This window comes from Anaerococcus hydrogenalis DSM 7454, from assembly GCF_000173355.1.
In the GTDB taxonomy this organism is placed as follows: Bacteria; Bacillota; Clostridia; order Tissierellales; family Peptoniphilaceae; genus Anaerococcus; species Anaerococcus hydrogenalis.
On the sequence record NZ_ABXA01000003.1, the window covers coordinates 1 to 16,204 of the forward strand.

15 protein-coding genes and 1 pseudogene are annotated in these 16,204 nt (G+C 29.2%); 1 reads left to right on the forward strand and 15 read right to left on the reverse strand.

Going from position 1 to position 16,204, the window contains the following annotated elements; translation table 11 throughout:
• Positions 1-383 (forward strand): IS110 family transposase (locus ANHYDRO_RS00545; RefSeq protein ID WP_004812319.1); only part of this gene is annotated, 383 nt, incomplete at its 5' end.
• A gap of 181 nt (positions 384-564) precedes the next feature.
• Here ANHYDRO_RS00545 and ANHYDRO_RS00550 read toward each other — a convergent pair.
• The 15 genes and pseudogenes from ANHYDRO_RS00550 to ANHYDRO_RS00615 all read right to left on the reverse strand — a co-directional run bounded on the left by ANHYDRO_RS00550 (position 565) and on the right by ANHYDRO_RS00615 (position 16,047).
• A complete protein-coding gene (locus ANHYDRO_RS00550) occupies positions 565-771 on the reverse strand; it encodes a helix-turn-helix transcriptional regulator (RefSeq protein ID WP_004812321.1) in 207 nt (68 codons plus the stop codon).
• Between the two features lie 9 nt (positions 772-780).
• Positions 781-1,098 carry a DUF6442 family protein gene (locus ANHYDRO_RS00555; protein WP_039913630.1) on the reverse strand — a complete coding sequence of 106 codons (318 nt, stop codon included), beginning with the start codon at positions 1,096-1,098 and terminating at the stop codon, positions 781-783.
• Between the two features lie 498 nt (positions 1,099-1,596).
• Positions 1,597-2,019: a DUF5301 domain-containing protein gene (locus ANHYDRO_RS00560; protein WP_039913632.1), complete on the reverse strand. Its 423-nt coding sequence runs from the start codon at positions 2,017-2,019 to the stop codon at positions 1,597-1,599.
• A gap of 319 nt (positions 2,020-2,338) precedes the next feature.
• Positions 2,339-4,837, reverse strand: coding sequence for an FtsX-like permease family protein (locus ANHYDRO_RS00565; RefSeq protein ID WP_039913634.1), 2,499 nt, complete (start codon positions 4,835-4,837; stop codon positions 2,339-2,341).
• Positions 4,824-5,513, reverse strand: coding sequence for an ABC transporter ATP-binding protein (locus tag ANHYDRO_RS00570; RefSeq protein ID WP_004812330.1), 690 nt, complete (start codon positions 5,511-5,513; stop codon positions 4,824-4,826). Before ANHYDRO_RS00570 ends, ANHYDRO_RS00565 begins: the two co-directional genes overlap by 14 nt.
• 98 nt (positions 5,514-5,611) lie before the next feature.
• Positions 5,612-6,589 (reverse strand): sensor histidine kinase, encoded by a 978-nt coding sequence (locus ANHYDRO_RS00575; RefSeq protein ID WP_004812332.1) that lies wholly within the window; start codon positions 6,587-6,589, stop codon positions 5,612-5,614.
• On the reverse strand, positions 6,582-7,241 hold the full coding sequence (locus tag ANHYDRO_RS00580) for a response regulator transcription factor (RefSeq protein ID WP_039913636.1): 660 nt from the start codon (positions 7,239-7,241) through the stop codon (positions 6,582-6,584). The genes ANHYDRO_RS00575 and ANHYDRO_RS00580 overlap by 8 nt, the downstream gene beginning before the upstream one ends.
• Positions 7,242-7,736: 495 nt before the next feature.
• Positions 7,737-7,994: a hypothetical protein gene (locus ANHYDRO_RS10165; RefSeq protein WP_004812334.1), complete on the reverse strand. Its 258-nt coding sequence runs from the start codon at positions 7,992-7,994 to the stop codon at positions 7,737-7,739.
• Between the two features lie 20 nt (positions 7,995-8,014).
• Entirely contained in the window at positions 8,015-10,447 is a 2,433-nt protein-coding gene (locus tag ANHYDRO_RS00590) for an ABC transporter permease (protein ID WP_004812337.1), read from the reverse strand.
• The gene (locus tag ANHYDRO_RS00595; RefSeq protein ID WP_004812338.1) at positions 10,440-11,120 is read right to left on the reverse strand and encodes an ABC transporter ATP-binding protein; all 681 of its coding nucleotides are present in this window, start codon (positions 11,118-11,120) and stop codon (positions 10,440-10,442) included. The genes ANHYDRO_RS00590 and ANHYDRO_RS00595 overlap by 8 nt, the downstream gene beginning before the upstream one ends.
• 47 nt (positions 11,121-11,167) lie before the next feature.
• Positions 11,168-11,327: pseudogene (locus ANHYDRO_RS10170) on the reverse strand (sensor histidine kinase); the annotation flags it as partial.
• Positions 11,328-11,343: 16 nt separating this feature from the next.
• Complete coding sequence (locus ANHYDRO_RS00600) at positions 11,344-13,815, reverse strand: ABC transporter permease (protein ID WP_039913638.1); 2,472 nt, start codon at positions 13,813-13,815, stop codon at positions 11,344-11,346.
• Complete coding sequence (locus ANHYDRO_RS00605) at positions 13,808-14,488, reverse strand: ABC transporter ATP-binding protein (RefSeq protein ID WP_004812342.1); 681 nt, start codon at positions 14,486-14,488, stop codon at positions 13,808-13,810. The genes ANHYDRO_RS00600 and ANHYDRO_RS00605 overlap by 8 nt, the downstream gene beginning before the upstream one ends.
• A 46-nt stretch (positions 14,489-14,534) precedes the next feature.
• The gene (locus tag ANHYDRO_RS00610) at positions 14,535-15,395 is read right to left on the reverse strand and encodes a sensor histidine kinase (protein ID WP_004812345.1); all 861 of its coding nucleotides are present in this window, start codon (positions 15,393-15,395) and stop codon (positions 14,535-14,537) included.
• A 1-nt stretch (position 15,396) separates the two neighbouring features.
• Positions 15,397-16,047 carry a response regulator transcription factor gene (locus tag ANHYDRO_RS00615; RefSeq protein WP_039913640.1) on the reverse strand — a complete coding sequence of 217 codons (651 nt, stop codon included), beginning with the start codon at positions 16,045-16,047 and terminating at the stop codon, positions 15,397-15,399.
• Between the last annotated feature and the right edge of the window lie 157 nt (positions 16,048-16,204).

Consider the following 16,204-nt stretch of genomic DNA (forward strand, 5'->3'; position numbering starts at 1 on the left):
TATGCCCTGTTATTACTTCTATCACTGGTATTGGTGATGTCTTAGGCGCTGCTATTTTCTCAGAAATCGGTGATGTTTCACGATTTGAGAGAGCTAATCAGTTAGTTGCTTATGCTGGTTTAGATGTTGCTGTTAAGCAATCTGGAAATTTTAATGCTACCGATACTAAGATTTCTAAACGTGGTTCTCCTTATCTTAGACGTGCTATTTGGCTTGCTGCTAGTGTTGCTGCCTTTAAAGATCCTGCTCTGTCTGTGTATTATCAAAAACTTAGACAAAGGGGTAAAGCTCATGGTACAGCTATTGGTGCAGTTGCTAGAAAACTTACTAACATTATTTTTGCTGTTTTGAGGGATAACAAAGCTTACATACCTAATATTTAATTGTTATTTAGTTTTCTAAGCCTAATTTTTAGGCTTTGTTTGACGTGCCATAAATTACAAGATTAATTATTTTCTATTTTCTCTTGACATTTGATAGCTGGTCTAATACTTAAATATAAAATCTCCCTTCAATAAACTATATTGTTTACTGTAGGGAGATTTTTAGTTTAACTATATTTGTCTAAAAATAGAAAAGATCCTCAAATTTCTTTTCCAAAGCAATGCAAAGTATCAAAGCTAATTTAGCAGTGGGGTTGAATTGACCAGTTTCAATTGAGCTAATTGTATTTCTTGAAACACCCACCTCATCAGCTAACTGTTGTTGTGAATAGTCTTTTTCTTTTCTAACTTCTTTTAAATGATTTTTGAGAACTAGTTTATCATCCATAATCCATCACTACTTCAATGTTATAAGGTTAGCTACAAATAAGGCAATTCCTATAATCGCCATAAGTATCCCCATTAACAATTGCTTTCTTTCTTTTAATTTTGTATACTTAACAAGCTCTTTCGTTGCTTCAATACTAAAATAAATACTTAGTATTCCATAATTAAAGGAATTGAAGAAAAAAGCTTCAATTCCAAATAGGATGGCAGCAACAGCTAATCCGATTTGGCTGGAAACTTCACCTGCTTTTTTAAAAATATCAACCATCATCTCATCGTGATTTCTATACTCCTCACGACTTCTTGCTAAAATTTCATCTCTTTTCATAGTCATTCTCCTTTATTCTTTTGCCAAGTTTACTTGGTATTTATATTATATCATGACAAGTTTTATTGTCAATAGTTGAGAATAAATATTTTCCCTTTTGAATGATATTCTTTAATACCCACTTGAACTCGTTTTTTTGTGCTTGAGAGGGCGGCACCGTTTGTGGGGAATCACTAGAAGAGATTTGTCATCCACATCTCACTAAAGCTATCCACCAAATCTGTATAAACCTATTTTTATTTCATACTCAATAAAACTTTCCCCAAACCATCACTTGATAAGCTAATATTTCCTAATTTCTTTATCATTATTTTCTCCTAATTCATGGATAAATATAAATAACATATAATTTTATATTCTTATTTTATTGAAATTAATACCATACTTTCGACATGGCTTGAGTGGTCTGTATAGATAAAATCAGAGATTTTGAAAAGGCTTGGTATGTGGGAATAGGTCAAGATGATAAGTTCGATAAACTCGGATGGTTGAATCTCATTATTTAATCAAATCACTACTGATTCTATCAAATGTTTCTTCTCTTAACTTCCAAATACCTGCATATGGCTGTTCAACATAACGACTGTTTTTGTCTTTATATAAATACGCAATGCTTGGACTTTCTTCTGCTTTTTTATAATGAAATTTAACGATAATACAATCCTTTATATTTGTGGGTTGATCATTAACACTTTCCTTACCAGTATCATTGGTGTTTTCCTTAATCTCTGCAATAATGCCGGATATTTCATCTTTATTCTCAATTTTCAAACTTTTTTCTGAAGTGTTCTCCATAATTTCAATTTCTTTTACTTCTTCAGCTTTTGGTAGAACTATTTCTTTATTACTGCCATTACTGCCACATGCAGTTAATGACAAAATAGTTATTAAAACGAATGCTATTCCAATATATTTTTTCATGATTTTCATCTCCATTTTCGTTTTATTGTAATGCTATCACAGTACAATTATTTTCTTTTTTAAGTCTAATTTACCCAATTTCTTTTGAAAGAATAGCTATTGCTTCCACGTGTCTTGGGTGTTAGTGTGGATAAGGTTTAATATTTCTCAAAAACCTCATATGTGGGAATATATTAATCAATGAGCATCTTATAATTATTATATCTTTTTAGAACTAAGACAAAACAGCCCTACATAATGCTCATTGAAAGAGAAACTGGTTTAGAATTCGTTAAATTACATGATAAAGGCTATGAGTTTAATGCTCACAGCCTTTTTCTTATATACTCTTGAAAGTATTATCTGAGTTTTCGTTTATTGTTTTAAAACCACTTTTTATTGCTACTAAAACTCCTGCAATCATAAATACAAATACTATTAATAGAGGGACATAATTCATATTTGTTATCAAACCTTTTATCGCAAATCCTAGTTCATAGTTGCTCCTGTAGGCTCTTAACACAATACCTATAGCGAACATAAAGATATAGACTAAGAAAATATTTTTAAACAATATTTTCCCCTCTCCAAAGACCATCTTTTCCATTTGTTTTTCTGTCATACCTGTAGTGGATAGGAGTTTAAAATCATTGGCTCTTGCTCTAAGGTTGCCTTTAAAACTATTATAGGCATTGGAAAGAGCGATTGTTATTAGAATGATTTGAATAGCTAGGTTTAAAAGTCTTTCATTCCTTGTTTGCTCTTTACTTGTTGCTTCTCTTAAAATTTCTGTAGCTGTTCCATGGTCAGACTTTGGTACATAATTTGAAATTACTTTTTCGGCATCTTCAAATACTTTTTTCTTGTTTTTTTCAGCCTTTATTTTTACAAAATAATAGTAAACAGGATCTGATTTATCTATTCCATATTCATCAATAAATTTTTTCATGGTACTTTCACTTGTAAAGATAGATATTTGATTGTCATTATAAGCTTCTAAGTCATAAGGCATTTCATCAATACTTGCGTCAATTTTTATATTTATTGGTTTGCCCTGTGCATTATATTTTAAAGTTACTTTTCCTGTATCCTTATCAGAAATTTTTATATACTCACTAAAAGCATACGGAGTTTTATTATCTTTTCTTATCTTATTAAGTAATAAATAAGATGCATTAGGGATGTTATTTTCTTTTAAAATTTTTTCAAAATCTTCATCTGTTAAAGCGTATAAACTTGCATATAGACTATCTTTTGCTATTTCCCCACTATCAAGAGAATTTTTTAAGTCTTTAGAAATAAAGTCTTTATTATCGTCAAGGTAAAACTTAGTGTCATTTCTTTGATATAGGTGAAGCTCTTTTATTCCGTCAACTTTTTCTAAATCAGCTAATAAGTTTTCATCTAAATTCTTATCAGTGTAAATACTTGAATTAAAATTGTAAGGACTTTTATAAGAGTTATATTTTTCGTTCAAAGTTCTATATGATTGGCTAACTAAGACTGTGGTCAGTACAAATGCAGAAAGAGCCATTGAAATTACAATAATTCGATAGGTTGAGCGATAAGACCTGTAATAATCTTTTGCTAAAGTCTTTTCTATAGGTCCATTTATTTTTGATTTTCCTAATTTTATATTTTTTTCTGTAATCCCATTTAAACCTTCTATTATCTTTAATTTTGCACTTTTCCTAGCAGGGATTGTCGCAGATAAATATACTGTCAAAAGCGATAATAAAATAATTATTAAAATAGAAGTAGGATCTAAATAAACTAAGTGAAAATCTGGTGCCTTAAAACTTTCTCCAATTATCTCAGACATATTCTTATAGGATACTGAGTTATTAAGCCACATTAAATACATTAATAAGTTTGCGAAAACCCAGGATAGAAGTGTACCTAAGGCTACTGGCAATGCAGATAGCTTAAAGGCTTTCTTTTTTATCATTTTTTTAACTTGTTTTGCAGTCATACCTGTGCTTTTTAATAGGGCAATTTCTTTTAAATCCCTATTGTTCCATACGTTAAATGCACCATAGATAATAAAAGCAAATAGAAGAACTAGAAAAAAATACGCACTATACTCTTCTACAGCAGATTTTATCACTGACTTAGGCGGAAATATTCCTTGAGGATAAATCAACTTATACTCTAAAATATCTGTATTATAAGATAGTCTTCCTATGTCTATTGAAGACTTCTCGTCTATATTCATAGTAGATAAAATTTCCCTAGTCTTTGTATAAGTATCTCTTGGATGCTTATACCAAATTAAGGCTTCTAAACCTCCATTGTTTTTTAATAAGTCTATCTTTTTATCACTATCAGCCAAAGTAAGAAACATAGACTTTTCAAAAGAATATCCATAATCATCATAGACTCCAACTATAATATAAGTTTTATCACTTGCAGTAATTTTAGAGCCTATATCATAATTTTTATTCTTTGTTAAAAATCTTTCTGGCACTAATAGTTCGCTTGAGTTATTAGGTTTTCTTCCTTTTTTAATTTCATAGCCAGTTAATAGGTTGCTATATTTTCCATTTTCATAAATATTTGCATTTAAATCTGTCTCTATGATTTTATTAAAAGAAATTTTTTCTATATCCGTATCATTTATTAATTTATCATATAGTTTTTCATCAACTTCAGTAATTGCTACATGGTAGTCTCCAATAGTTTTTCTTACGTAGTTATACTTGTCATATTTTAAGGATCCTACAATAAATACAACTGTACCTAGCAATATAACTGCTAAAAGTATGGAAATTTTAATAGCAAAACTGTCTTTCTTATTATCTTTTACAGCTCCATCAGCTAGATCATTAATAATTTTCATAAGTTTCATCTCCTAAGAAATTTAACCTACCATCTACCATTCTATAGACCTTATCACAAGAATTTGCTACTTTTTCATCATGAGTTATTATCATAATTGTAGAATTTAATCTCTTATTTACAAGTCTGAAAAGTCCTGTGATTTCTTCAGAATTTTTTCTATCGAGATTTCCTGTAGGCTCATCTGCTAAGATTATTGCAGGTCTTGTAATCAAACTTCTGGCAATAGCGACTCTTTGTTGCTCTCCACCGGATAATTGTTTTGGATACCTATCAAGCTTTCCTTCTATTCCTAGTATCGATAAAATTTCCTTTAAATATTCTTCATCTGCCTTTTTATTGTCTAATAAAAGAGGAAGTAAAATATTTTTTCGAACGTTGATGTTTGGAATCAAATTAAAAAATTGGTAGACAACGCCAATATTTCTTCTGCGAAAGATTGTCATCTCATCTTTGTTAAACTTGGTAATATTTTTATCTTGAATAAATATATCACCACTTGTTGGTGTATCTACTCCTGCAAGTAAATGAAGTAGTGTAGATTTGCCAGATCCACTGTCTCCAATGATGGCAACTAGGTCTCCTTTTTCTAGTTCAAAGTTTACATTTGAAAGGGCATTTACTTCTACTCCGCTATTGTAAGTTTTTGTTAAATCTACTGTTTTTACTATATTCATATTGTATCCTCCTTAACTTGTCTATATAATACTAGGCTTAAGTGACTGGAGAGTGACTAAAAAAATGGCTGTGCTTTATTTACACAGCCATGATTAAATCAGTTATAAAATCTCAGTTCAAAGGAATTTGATTTCTTTCCCTTATGATATAAAAGTTCTCCATTTTGTCTTTCCATAACAGATTTTGCCATAGGAAGCCCAATCCCATAACCTTTTGAATTTGGATCTATCTTATAAAAACGTTTAAAAACTTTTTCTAACATTTCACGATCCAAACCTTTAGAAAAATCTTCCACAAAAATACTTTTATATAAATTCGTTTCTTTTAGATGAATTTCTATATGTCTACCTTCTGTAGCTTCTATGCCATTTTTCATCACATTGAAAAGTGCTTCATAAGTCCATTTCTTATCGCATATAAGATCAAAATCTTCTCCATAAAGAGGAATTTCAATATTATCATTGATAAAATAATCTTTTAGCTTATGTATGATATCTTCAATTAACTCTCTAGCTGATATACTATCTTTTGCCATTTCTATTGTGCCAGAATCAAGGGCTGCAAGTTTTAATAAAATATCAGATAAGTTGTGGAGTCTAAGTAAATTATCTCTGAGTCTTTCTATATATTCTTCGGAAAAGTTGTCATTTTCGTCTTCTAATAAGTCTAGTAATAATAGAGATCCAGTTAGAGGAGTTTTTATTTGATGGGCAATGTCTTCAGTATATTCTCTTAAGATCTCTTTGTTTTTTTCAGCATTTTCAGCTATTCTCTTGTTTTCTATAATAATTTTAATAATCTCATCTCTGAGTTTGCCAAATTCATCGTCAATAATTTCGTAATTATCAGAGTTTATATCAAGTGAATGTAGTAGGTTAAATATATTGTTAATCTTATCCTCAAGAGCTTTTTCTTTTTTCTTTTCAATTTTTGAAATAACTATAAACAGAATTATATTTATAAGTAAAAAACCTATAAGTGTTAGAATGTCAAATCTTGGGTTGAGATAAATTACAAACAAAGACATTATCAAATTTAAAATTAAGACAAGTAAAATATTTTTGTTTTTACTCATTGTCCCACCTATATCCTATTCCTCTTATTGTTTTTATATGATTACCATAATCTCCAAGTTTAGATCTGAGTCTCTTTATGGTAACAGTTAGGGTATTGTCATTAACTTCATAAGAATCATAACCCCAAACATAATCTAAAATTCTCTCTCTTAATAGATTTATATTTTGGTTTTCTAAAAGCATTTCCAAGACAGCAAACTCTTTCAAATTCAAATCTAAATCTTTTCCATCTATTGAAGCTTGCTTTGAAAGAAGATCTAAAGATAAATTTTCAAAAGTCAATTCGTCCACCTTTTTAACTTTTCTGCTAAATACATTGTCTATTCTCGCCTTTAGGACAGGAAGAGAAAAAGGTTTTGTAATATAGTCATCTGATCCTTGGGAAAGACCTTTTATAACATATTCATCTTCATTTTTTACAGTAAGCATTATTACAGGAAGGTCAGAAAATCCCCTCAGCCACTTTAAAAAATTAAAGCCTGATCCATCTGGAAGATTGGCATCAAGTAGAATTAAATTAAAATCATTAAAATTAAGATTTTCTGTCAGAGAAAGATTGTTATAAATAATAGTTTCAATATTATGTTTGTTTAAGTAAGTTTTAACAGCAAAAGCAATTGTGCTGTCATCTTCAATCATTAGTATTTTCAATGAAATGCTCTCCCTTATATACAGCTTTAAATACATTATACCATTATCACTTATATTAAAAATAGACCCTTTACGGATCTGCTACTTGTCAATATAAGTATCAATTCCAGACTTGAATATTACCTTTAATTTCTCCTCGTAAACAACTACTTTATCTACTAATTTTAAAACAAAAATTCAATATAACTGTTTTTTCTAATTCATGATTTACTATAAACTCTAAATTTTTTCAAACTTTTTATAAATAAGGTATTTGAATCTAATATTAAATTCTCATAGCCTTATAATTTTCTATTTAATCTTCGTTGAAAAAACGGTTCCTGAATAGCTTAAGTGGTCAGTATGAATAAAGTTTCATATTTATAAAAATCTTGTATGTTTAAATATGTTAAATTATTATTTATAATGTAATTTATTATATTATTCTTAAGCACAGAAAAAACAGCTCATAAAAGAGCTGTTTAGATTATTATTTTCTTGTTTTAGACGCATTACTTATATTAGATGACCTAAAAGCATTGCTATAGGAAGTAATAAGATTAACATAATATTCAACACTATAATTAATCTGTCCTTTTCCTTTACCCCGAATATTAAACCTATTAATCCAATAATTGGGCAGACAAACATTAATGTCAGTCCAGTTAGTCTTAGACTTGTATAGCTTTGAAATATATCTACTGGAAGTAGGTAGTAAATCACAAAAATCGTGAGTCCAAGTAGAAATAATTTTCTACTGATATTTTTCTTCATACTATTCTCTTTATTTGAAATTATATTGTTCGAATTAAATCTATAGTCGGTCTGTCTAAAATTCTCTTTAAAGAAAAATGATAGATTATTAGATTAATACCATAGACGACTAGTGAGAATCCTAGGAAACTTTTGTAGTCATAATATTTTATTAGAGTACTCATTCTTAAATCAGGAGCGATTAATGATATTACAAATATAAGACCTAAGCTCACCATAATAGAAATTATAAAGGATTTTACCTGTTCTTCAATAAATTCTTTTTGATAGATGTTCTTTAACTCATCCACGTCCATCCCACAAGAGTAGAGACTGCCGATTTCTTTTTTTCTGCTCATAAGACTTAAATTAATGGATGAGTAGCCATTAGTTATATTTAGTACAAAGATGATTGATGCAATTCCTAATACAATTTTTATTAGACTTTTCAAATCGTTATATTCATTTTTTGCTGTTTCCTCACCTGTAGTAATATTAAAACGATCTTCCGGTGAGATTTTACTTCTAATCATGGCCTCTACATATTCTTTTATATCTTTGGTATCCGAATCTTTTATCTTCATATTTAATGTATAGGCATAATTTTTGTATTTCTCATCACCTGCTTCTTCCATAAGTTTAAAATAAGTGTCAAAATCTGTATAAACTTTTACATCGAAGGGGCTTGTTTTAGACTTATATTTTCCCAAATCTGTTATCGTCTTTGAAATTTTAATAGTCTTCTTATAATCATTTAAGTTAATATCTAAAGTCTGTGGGTTTTCAAAATATGGAATTCTCTTTGCCTTAGCTATTGGAATAGAAGAATCTTCTTGAATTGTATTGTAGAGAATAAATTCGCCCTTCTTTCCTCCAAGTTCTCTTAAGTCTTTTTCTTCCAAGGCGATGATAAACCCATCCATACCTTCTGACTTATGTTTTTTAATATTCTTTTTAGCTTCCTCGTCTAATCCAGCTGACTTTGCTTCTTTTGAGAATTCGTTATTGTTTTCTACTTTAACATACTTATCTTTTGAAATATATGACTTCTCGTTAGGAATTTTATCTACAATTTCATTTAATATTTTTGGGACTTGATTCTTTTCACTAAAATAATCAACAGAAAAATTATAGCCATTATCGTAACTAGAATAATCTCTGTAGTATTTTGATATGCCTATAGTGATTATAAATACTGAAATAATAATTATCCCTATTGCAGAAATATATCTCTGTGATTTTATTGAAGCTAAGTTGTTGAGTTTTAATTCCTTCCAAAAATCTTTGGCTCTTTTTTTCTTTGATTTTGAAAAATCTATATTCCCTCTTATGCCGTCTATGATATTTATTTTAGAAATCTTTTTAGCAGGGGATTTAATGGCTAGTGCCACAATCACAAAGGAAACTACAAGTATTGCCAAACTTAATAAGGGATTGAATTTCATCACTTCAAAGGCACTTACTCCTTCACCTTTTGTTATGTTTTTATACAAACAATACATAAAGAAAAATCCTGCAATGTGTCCTAAGAGTATTGGAATTGCAGTTGTAACAAGTCCTTCCTTTAGAAGTAAGAGATAAATTTGTCCATTGGTAGATCCAATAGATTTATAGATGGAAAGCTCTCTAATCTTCCTTAGTCCCCAAACCCAAAAGATATTTTTTATAAAAAACACAAATATTGCTACGCATCCAAGAACTGATAGAACAAGGACAGCCTTGCTCATTATATTTTGTAAGGGTTCATTTTCTACTCCGTAATAATTTATAAGACCTTCGGAAAATTCTAAATTAACTTTTTTACCCAAAGTCTGATTGATTTCTGCTTGTATTTTATCTCTATTTTTGTAAGCTTCTTCGAAAGAGTTAAACTTTATAAAGGTTCTAAATGTAGGGATTTTATCTTGTAGACCTAGAGCAAAACTTAGTTTACTGTACTTGTTGTAGACATCTCCATAAACACCAACTAAAGTAAAACTCTTAGAACCTTGGCTCTCAAATTTTTCTCTGTCAGTATTTGCACTTGTGGGTCCTATCTCTTCTCCGTCTAACAACCTTTTGCCTAAATAAAGTTCTAGCTTGTCGCCTATTTTAAGTTTATTTTTCTTTACTATGCTTTCAGATAGTACAATTTCATCTTCATTTTCAGCAAATCTACCTTCTTGAAGTCTTGAATACTCTCTCATTTCATTTATTGCTTCATCCTGATAATTAATGACAAGTAAATCATTATTATATTTAGCATTATCTGGATTAAGTGACATTTTCCCAATTAATTCGATATCTTCAATAGACCTTAGTTTTTCTACTTCTTCATTTGATAACTCATCCTTAATCTCAGCATGATAAAAATTATTTGACATGGCATATCCATAGTTGGCTTGTCTATTTGTATAACCATAATAAAAAACCACAGTAAAAAACAGACTTACAATAAATAATGAGATGAAAATAGGAAAATTCTTTTTATTCATGTTTCTCATCTCCTAGGATTTTTCCATCTACTATTGTAATAATACGATTTGCTTGTAAGGCTATTTCTTCGTCATGTGTGATTAGGATAATCGTCTGTTTTAAGGTTTTGTTAAAATATTTAAAAATTTCTATAATTTCCTTAGAATTTTTCCTGTCCAAATTACCTGTTGGTTCATCCGCTAATATGATAGATGGATTATAGATAAGACTTCTGGCTATGGCAACTCTCTGCTGCTGACCTCCTGAAAGTTCACTTGGAAATGAGTCAAGTTTATTTTCTATACCCAGTTTTTTTACTATATCTGAAAATTCATCTTGATTTATTTTTCTTTTATCAAGTTTTAATGGAAGCTCTATATTGTGACGAACTGTTAAATTTGGTATCAAATTATAAAATTGATAAATTAGTCCAACTTTTCTTCTTCTAAAGTAGGCTAATTCTTTTGAGGAATACTTTGAGATGTCATTGCCATCTATAAATATTTTTCCAGAACTTGGATTGTCAACTCCACCCAACAAGTGAAGTAGAGTTGACTTGCCTGATCCACTTGGTCCAACAATTGCAATAAATTCTCCTTTTTCTATTTTTAAATTAACATCATCAATTGCCCTTACAACATTTTCTCCACTTCCATAAGTTTTTGATAAGTTTTCAGTTCTAACAATTTCCATATGTACCTCCCTCTTTTTGTCTCAATAATAAAGGGTTAAAATGACTTTTAAGTGACATTGTAAAATTTAATTTTAAAAATCGCACCATCTTTTCCATTTTTTTACAGATATATCTCCATTGTTTGCCTCAACAATTGATTTTGCCATGGCAAGTCCTATGCCAAAGCCCTTAGAGTCAGGACTTTTGTAAAATCTTACTAATATTCTTACTCATAAGTCCCTCCTAGTCAAATCCTCTTATCAAATCAATGGGATCGATCTTTAAAATATTTTGTAAAGTTGTCTTGTAAATTAAAATATTTATACCATAAATCAAAATTCCAAAAGCAAGGAAATATTTATATTCAAAATAAGACAACAAAATTTTCATATCCAATGTTGGAGATATTTTTGCAATTACAAATAAAGCAGCAAAACTTACTATTAAAACTATTGCCAGTGATTTAATTTCTTCTAATATAAAATCTCTTGTATATATATGTTTTAGTTCTTCCTCATCTATTCCACAAGAAATTAAAGATCCAATTTCTTTTTTCCTTGCCATTAAACTCAAATTAATGGAAGAATATCCATTAGTTATATTTAAAATGAAAATTATACTTGCAATAGAAATTATCATAAGGCCAAAAGTTTTTACATCTTTCATGCGATTTGCCTCTACATCTTTGCTTGTAGTTAAATTATAAGTTTCATTGTAGGCAATGGAAGAATCTAATCTCTCTTTAACTTCATTCTTTATATCGTCTAACTTATTTTCATCAACTTGCATTGATAATTCATAGGTGTTTCTTCTCAATTCATTGTTGTTTTTTAAATAATATTTATTCCATTCATCTAATAATTTAAAATATGTTTCAAAATCAACGTATAAATTCACATAAAAAGGTAGTCTTCTTTGCCTAAAGTCCTTTGTGCTATCGATTAATTTATCTACTTTGATTGAATAATTGTAATCTTTTTTCTCTTCTGTTATAGAGTAATTTAAACTATTTATGTTTTTAAAATATTTTGTTGTTTCTGATCCATCAATAGGTGCATTTGGATTGACTTGGACCCTATTTAATAGCAAAGCCTCTCCCTTTTTGCCACCTATTTTTTCAAAAGTTTGATCATCTAAGGCCGTAATAATTCCATCGAGATAAAAATCTTCGCCATTATCATAATATTTGCGGATTGTTTCATCTAAATCAAGAGACCTAAACTCATCTGAATAATTTTGATCCTTACTAAGGGAAATATATTTTTCAGTTGAAAGGAAGGCTCTGTGATTTTCTGTAGTCTTCATTATATCCTTTAAGACATTTGGAACTTCAGCTTCATTTGAATGAATTAGTATATTAATATTCGTATTGTAAGTGTAAGTATTCTTCACCCTATTGTACTTTGCCATAGAGAAAACTATCAAAAAAATTGATACAATTATCATTCCAATTGCAGAAATATATCTCTGAGAAGAAATAGTTTTTAAATTATTTATCTTTAATTCCTTCCAAATATCTTTATTCCTTTTTAGTTTTATATTTTTGTCACTAAAGTTGCCCTTTATACCATCAATTATATTTATCTTTGCGATTTTTTTAGCTGGAGCAAATATTGATATGAAAATTATAAAAAAGCAAATTAATAGAACTACAAGTGAAAGGCTTGGCGAAAATTCTATATACTTGTACTTTTCCTCTACCTCTACAATCCTTTGAATTCCAAGATTGAGGAGGTTGATTCCTCCATATCCGAAAATATGTCCCAAAACTATTGGTAAAAATGAAATTTTTAATCCATCTTTTAAAAGCAATTTATAAATTTGATAATCTGTTGAACCAATTGATTTGTACATTGAAATTTCTCTTATCTTTCTTAGACCCCAAACTGTAAAAATATTTTTTACAAAAAATATAAAAATGAGGATTGTAGCAAATATTAAAATAGAGTCTACAATCACCTGCCTATTTTGTTGTAAAAGACTTCCATCAACATTATAGTAATCTTTCATTATCTCGCTAAATGCAAGTTCTACTTTATCTTTATTCAAGGCAGATGCTATTTCTTTTTCTAAATTATCTTTATTACTATAGGCTTTTCTAAAATTATCAAATCTTACAAAGCTATTGGTTTTTTGACCCTTTCCTATGACAGTAGAAGCATAAAAAACCTTCATATTTTCATTGTAAAGATTTCTTGTGAGACCACTTATTACATATTCTTTGCTATCTTTTCTTATAAATTCTTCATCCTTAGTAACACTTGAAACTGCTTTTATTTGTTTTCCATCAACCAATCTATTTCCAAATTCTACTTTTATCTTATCGCCAATTTTTAAATTTTCTTTTTTTGCAAGACTTTTTGGTATGGTAATTTCATTATCTTTTGTAGCAAAACTTCCCTCTTTTAACATATTATCTTCTAACATCTTGTTATAACCCTGGTCTATGTAATTTACCACTAAGACATTTTGAGATAGCTTGGCAGAATTATTTTCTACTGCAACTTCTCCCGCTTCTTTAATGTTTTTTATTTCTTTTAATTTGCTTGAGTCACTAAAAACTGTATCAGAAATAATTTTAGCATCATAAATTGATCTATTCCTAAAATGTTCATAATCAAACTTATTATTTACATATCCAAAGTAAACACAAAATGTAAAGAAAATTGCAGTTATAAAAAGTGAAAGTGAGATTGAGAGATTCTTCTTATTCATTATTCTCATCTCCCACTATTTTCCCATCGACAATTGTTATTACCCTTTCTGCCTCTAGGGCTATAGACTCATCATGGGTGATTACTATAATTGTCTGTTTTAAAGTCCTGTTAAAATATTTTAAAATTTCAATTATTTCTCTTGAATTCTCCCTGTCTAGGTTTCCCGTTGGTTCATCAGCGAGTACAAGAGACGGAGAATAGATAAGACTCCTTGCTATGGCAACCCTTTGTTGTTGACCACCTGATAGTTCACTTGGAAAAGAGTTAAGTTTACTTTCTATACCCAATTTTTTAACTATATCTGAAAATTCATCTTGATTTATTTTTCTTTTATCTAGTTTTAGTGGAAGTTCTATATTGTGACGAACTGTTAAGTTGGGAATTAAATTATAAAACTGATAGATTAGTCCAACTTTTCTTCTTCTAAAGTAGGCTAATTCTTTTGAGGAATACTTTGAGATGTCGTTACCATCTATGTAAACTTTTCCACCATCTGGACTATCCACTCCTCCTATGATATGTAGTAGGGTTGATTTACCAGACCCACTCGGTCCTACAATAGCAACAAATTCGCCTCTTTCAATTTCAAGGTTAACACCGTCTAAGGCAATAACCTTAGAATTACCCTCGCCGTATTCCTTTCTTAAATTTTCTACTTTTAATATTTCCATACTTTCCTCCTTAATTTAAGGTAAGTATATAAAAGTAAAGTGATTTTTAGGTGACATTGTAAAATTTAATTTCAAATCTTGCTCCACCACCATTATTTGAAACAGAAATTTCCCCCTTGTTTTTTTCGACAATTGTCTTCGCCATAGCAAGGCCAATTCCAAAACCATTTGAGTCTGGTGTCTTATAAAAGCGTTTAAAGATTTTTTTCATATTCTCTTTCTCTATTCCTCCGCCATTGTCTTCAATAATTAAGCTTGTATAGAGGGGGTTTTTGTATGATGAAAGCACAATTTTGTCACAAGTCGGTCTGTTATCAGCATTTTTCATAATATTAATGAGAGCTTCTGCCAACCAATAAAAATCTCCATTGATGCTATTTTCTTTTAAATCTGTTCTCTTTTCTACCTTCATAGATTTCTTTAAATTCAAACTATCTAGAGCATAATCTATTAATTCATCTAAACGAATTTGATCTTTTTTCATAAGATCTTTGTTTGCATCTAGGCTTGATAGTTTAAGTAAAATATCTGATAGAGAATTTAATCTGATTGTTTGCCTTTTTAAAATCTCTATATCTCTATTATCTGGAAAGTCCATCTCCAAATTTTCTATGGAAAAAAGCATAGATGTGATTGGAGTTTTTATCTGATGAGCAATATCTTCTAGGTATTCTATTTGCTTTTCGCTATTTTTAGTGCTTGTCTCTTTGGCTTCTACTATTTCTATAAAAAGCTTGTAAATTTTATCTTCTAAAATTGAAAAATCATCTTGCTTCATAGGAATTTTATAATTTTGATTTTTCATATTTTCTATCAGATCTATAAGCTCATTTATTCTATTTTTCTTTCTTTTTTTTAAAAAATAATAAAGAAGTAAAAGACTTATTATCCAAAATATATATAGCATCTCAATCCATCCTGTAACCAATTCCTCTGACAGTAGTAATAATTTCCCTATCAAGCTTTTCTCTGATTCTCTTAATAGTTGATGTGAGAGTATTGTCATTTACAAATTTATCCCTATCTTCCCAAAACATTTCTAAAAGTTGGCTTCTTGTGAAAACCCTGTGGGGATTTTTGATAAATAACAGTAATATTTCATATTCAAGTGGAGTTAGGTCTATTTGATTAGCTTTAAAATAAATTTTTGATTCTTTTAAATCTATTCTGATATCTTTATAAGCGATTTTTTTGTCTTGACTTAGAGGTATTGTTCTTAAAACTGCATCGATTCTAGCCCTTAGTATTGCAAGGGAAAATGGCTTAGTTAAATAGTCGTCTGCTCCTTGATCTAGGGCAGCGATTATAAAATCTTCGTCATTTTTAACTGTTGTTACAATAACTCTTATGTCCTTATCTTTCAATCTTTCTATCAAATGTTGACCGTCTTTATCTGGTAGATTTATATCAAGTAGTGCCACATCCACATCTACATTCATCTTATAGCTTGTTTCGTAAAAAGATGATGCAATCTCTACCTCATAACCATTATTAAGCAAATACTTTTCCATTTGTAAAGCAATTTCTTTGTTATCCTCTATAATCAAAACACTCTTCATTCTCATCCTCTCATGTATCAACTTTGAAATCTATTAAAAAATTTAGTTATATAGCAATCTTCTATAAGTAAATTAAAACTATATACAAATAATCACACTTATAGTATACCATTATCACTTATATTAAAAACAGACCCTCTAAGGATCTGTTTACTTT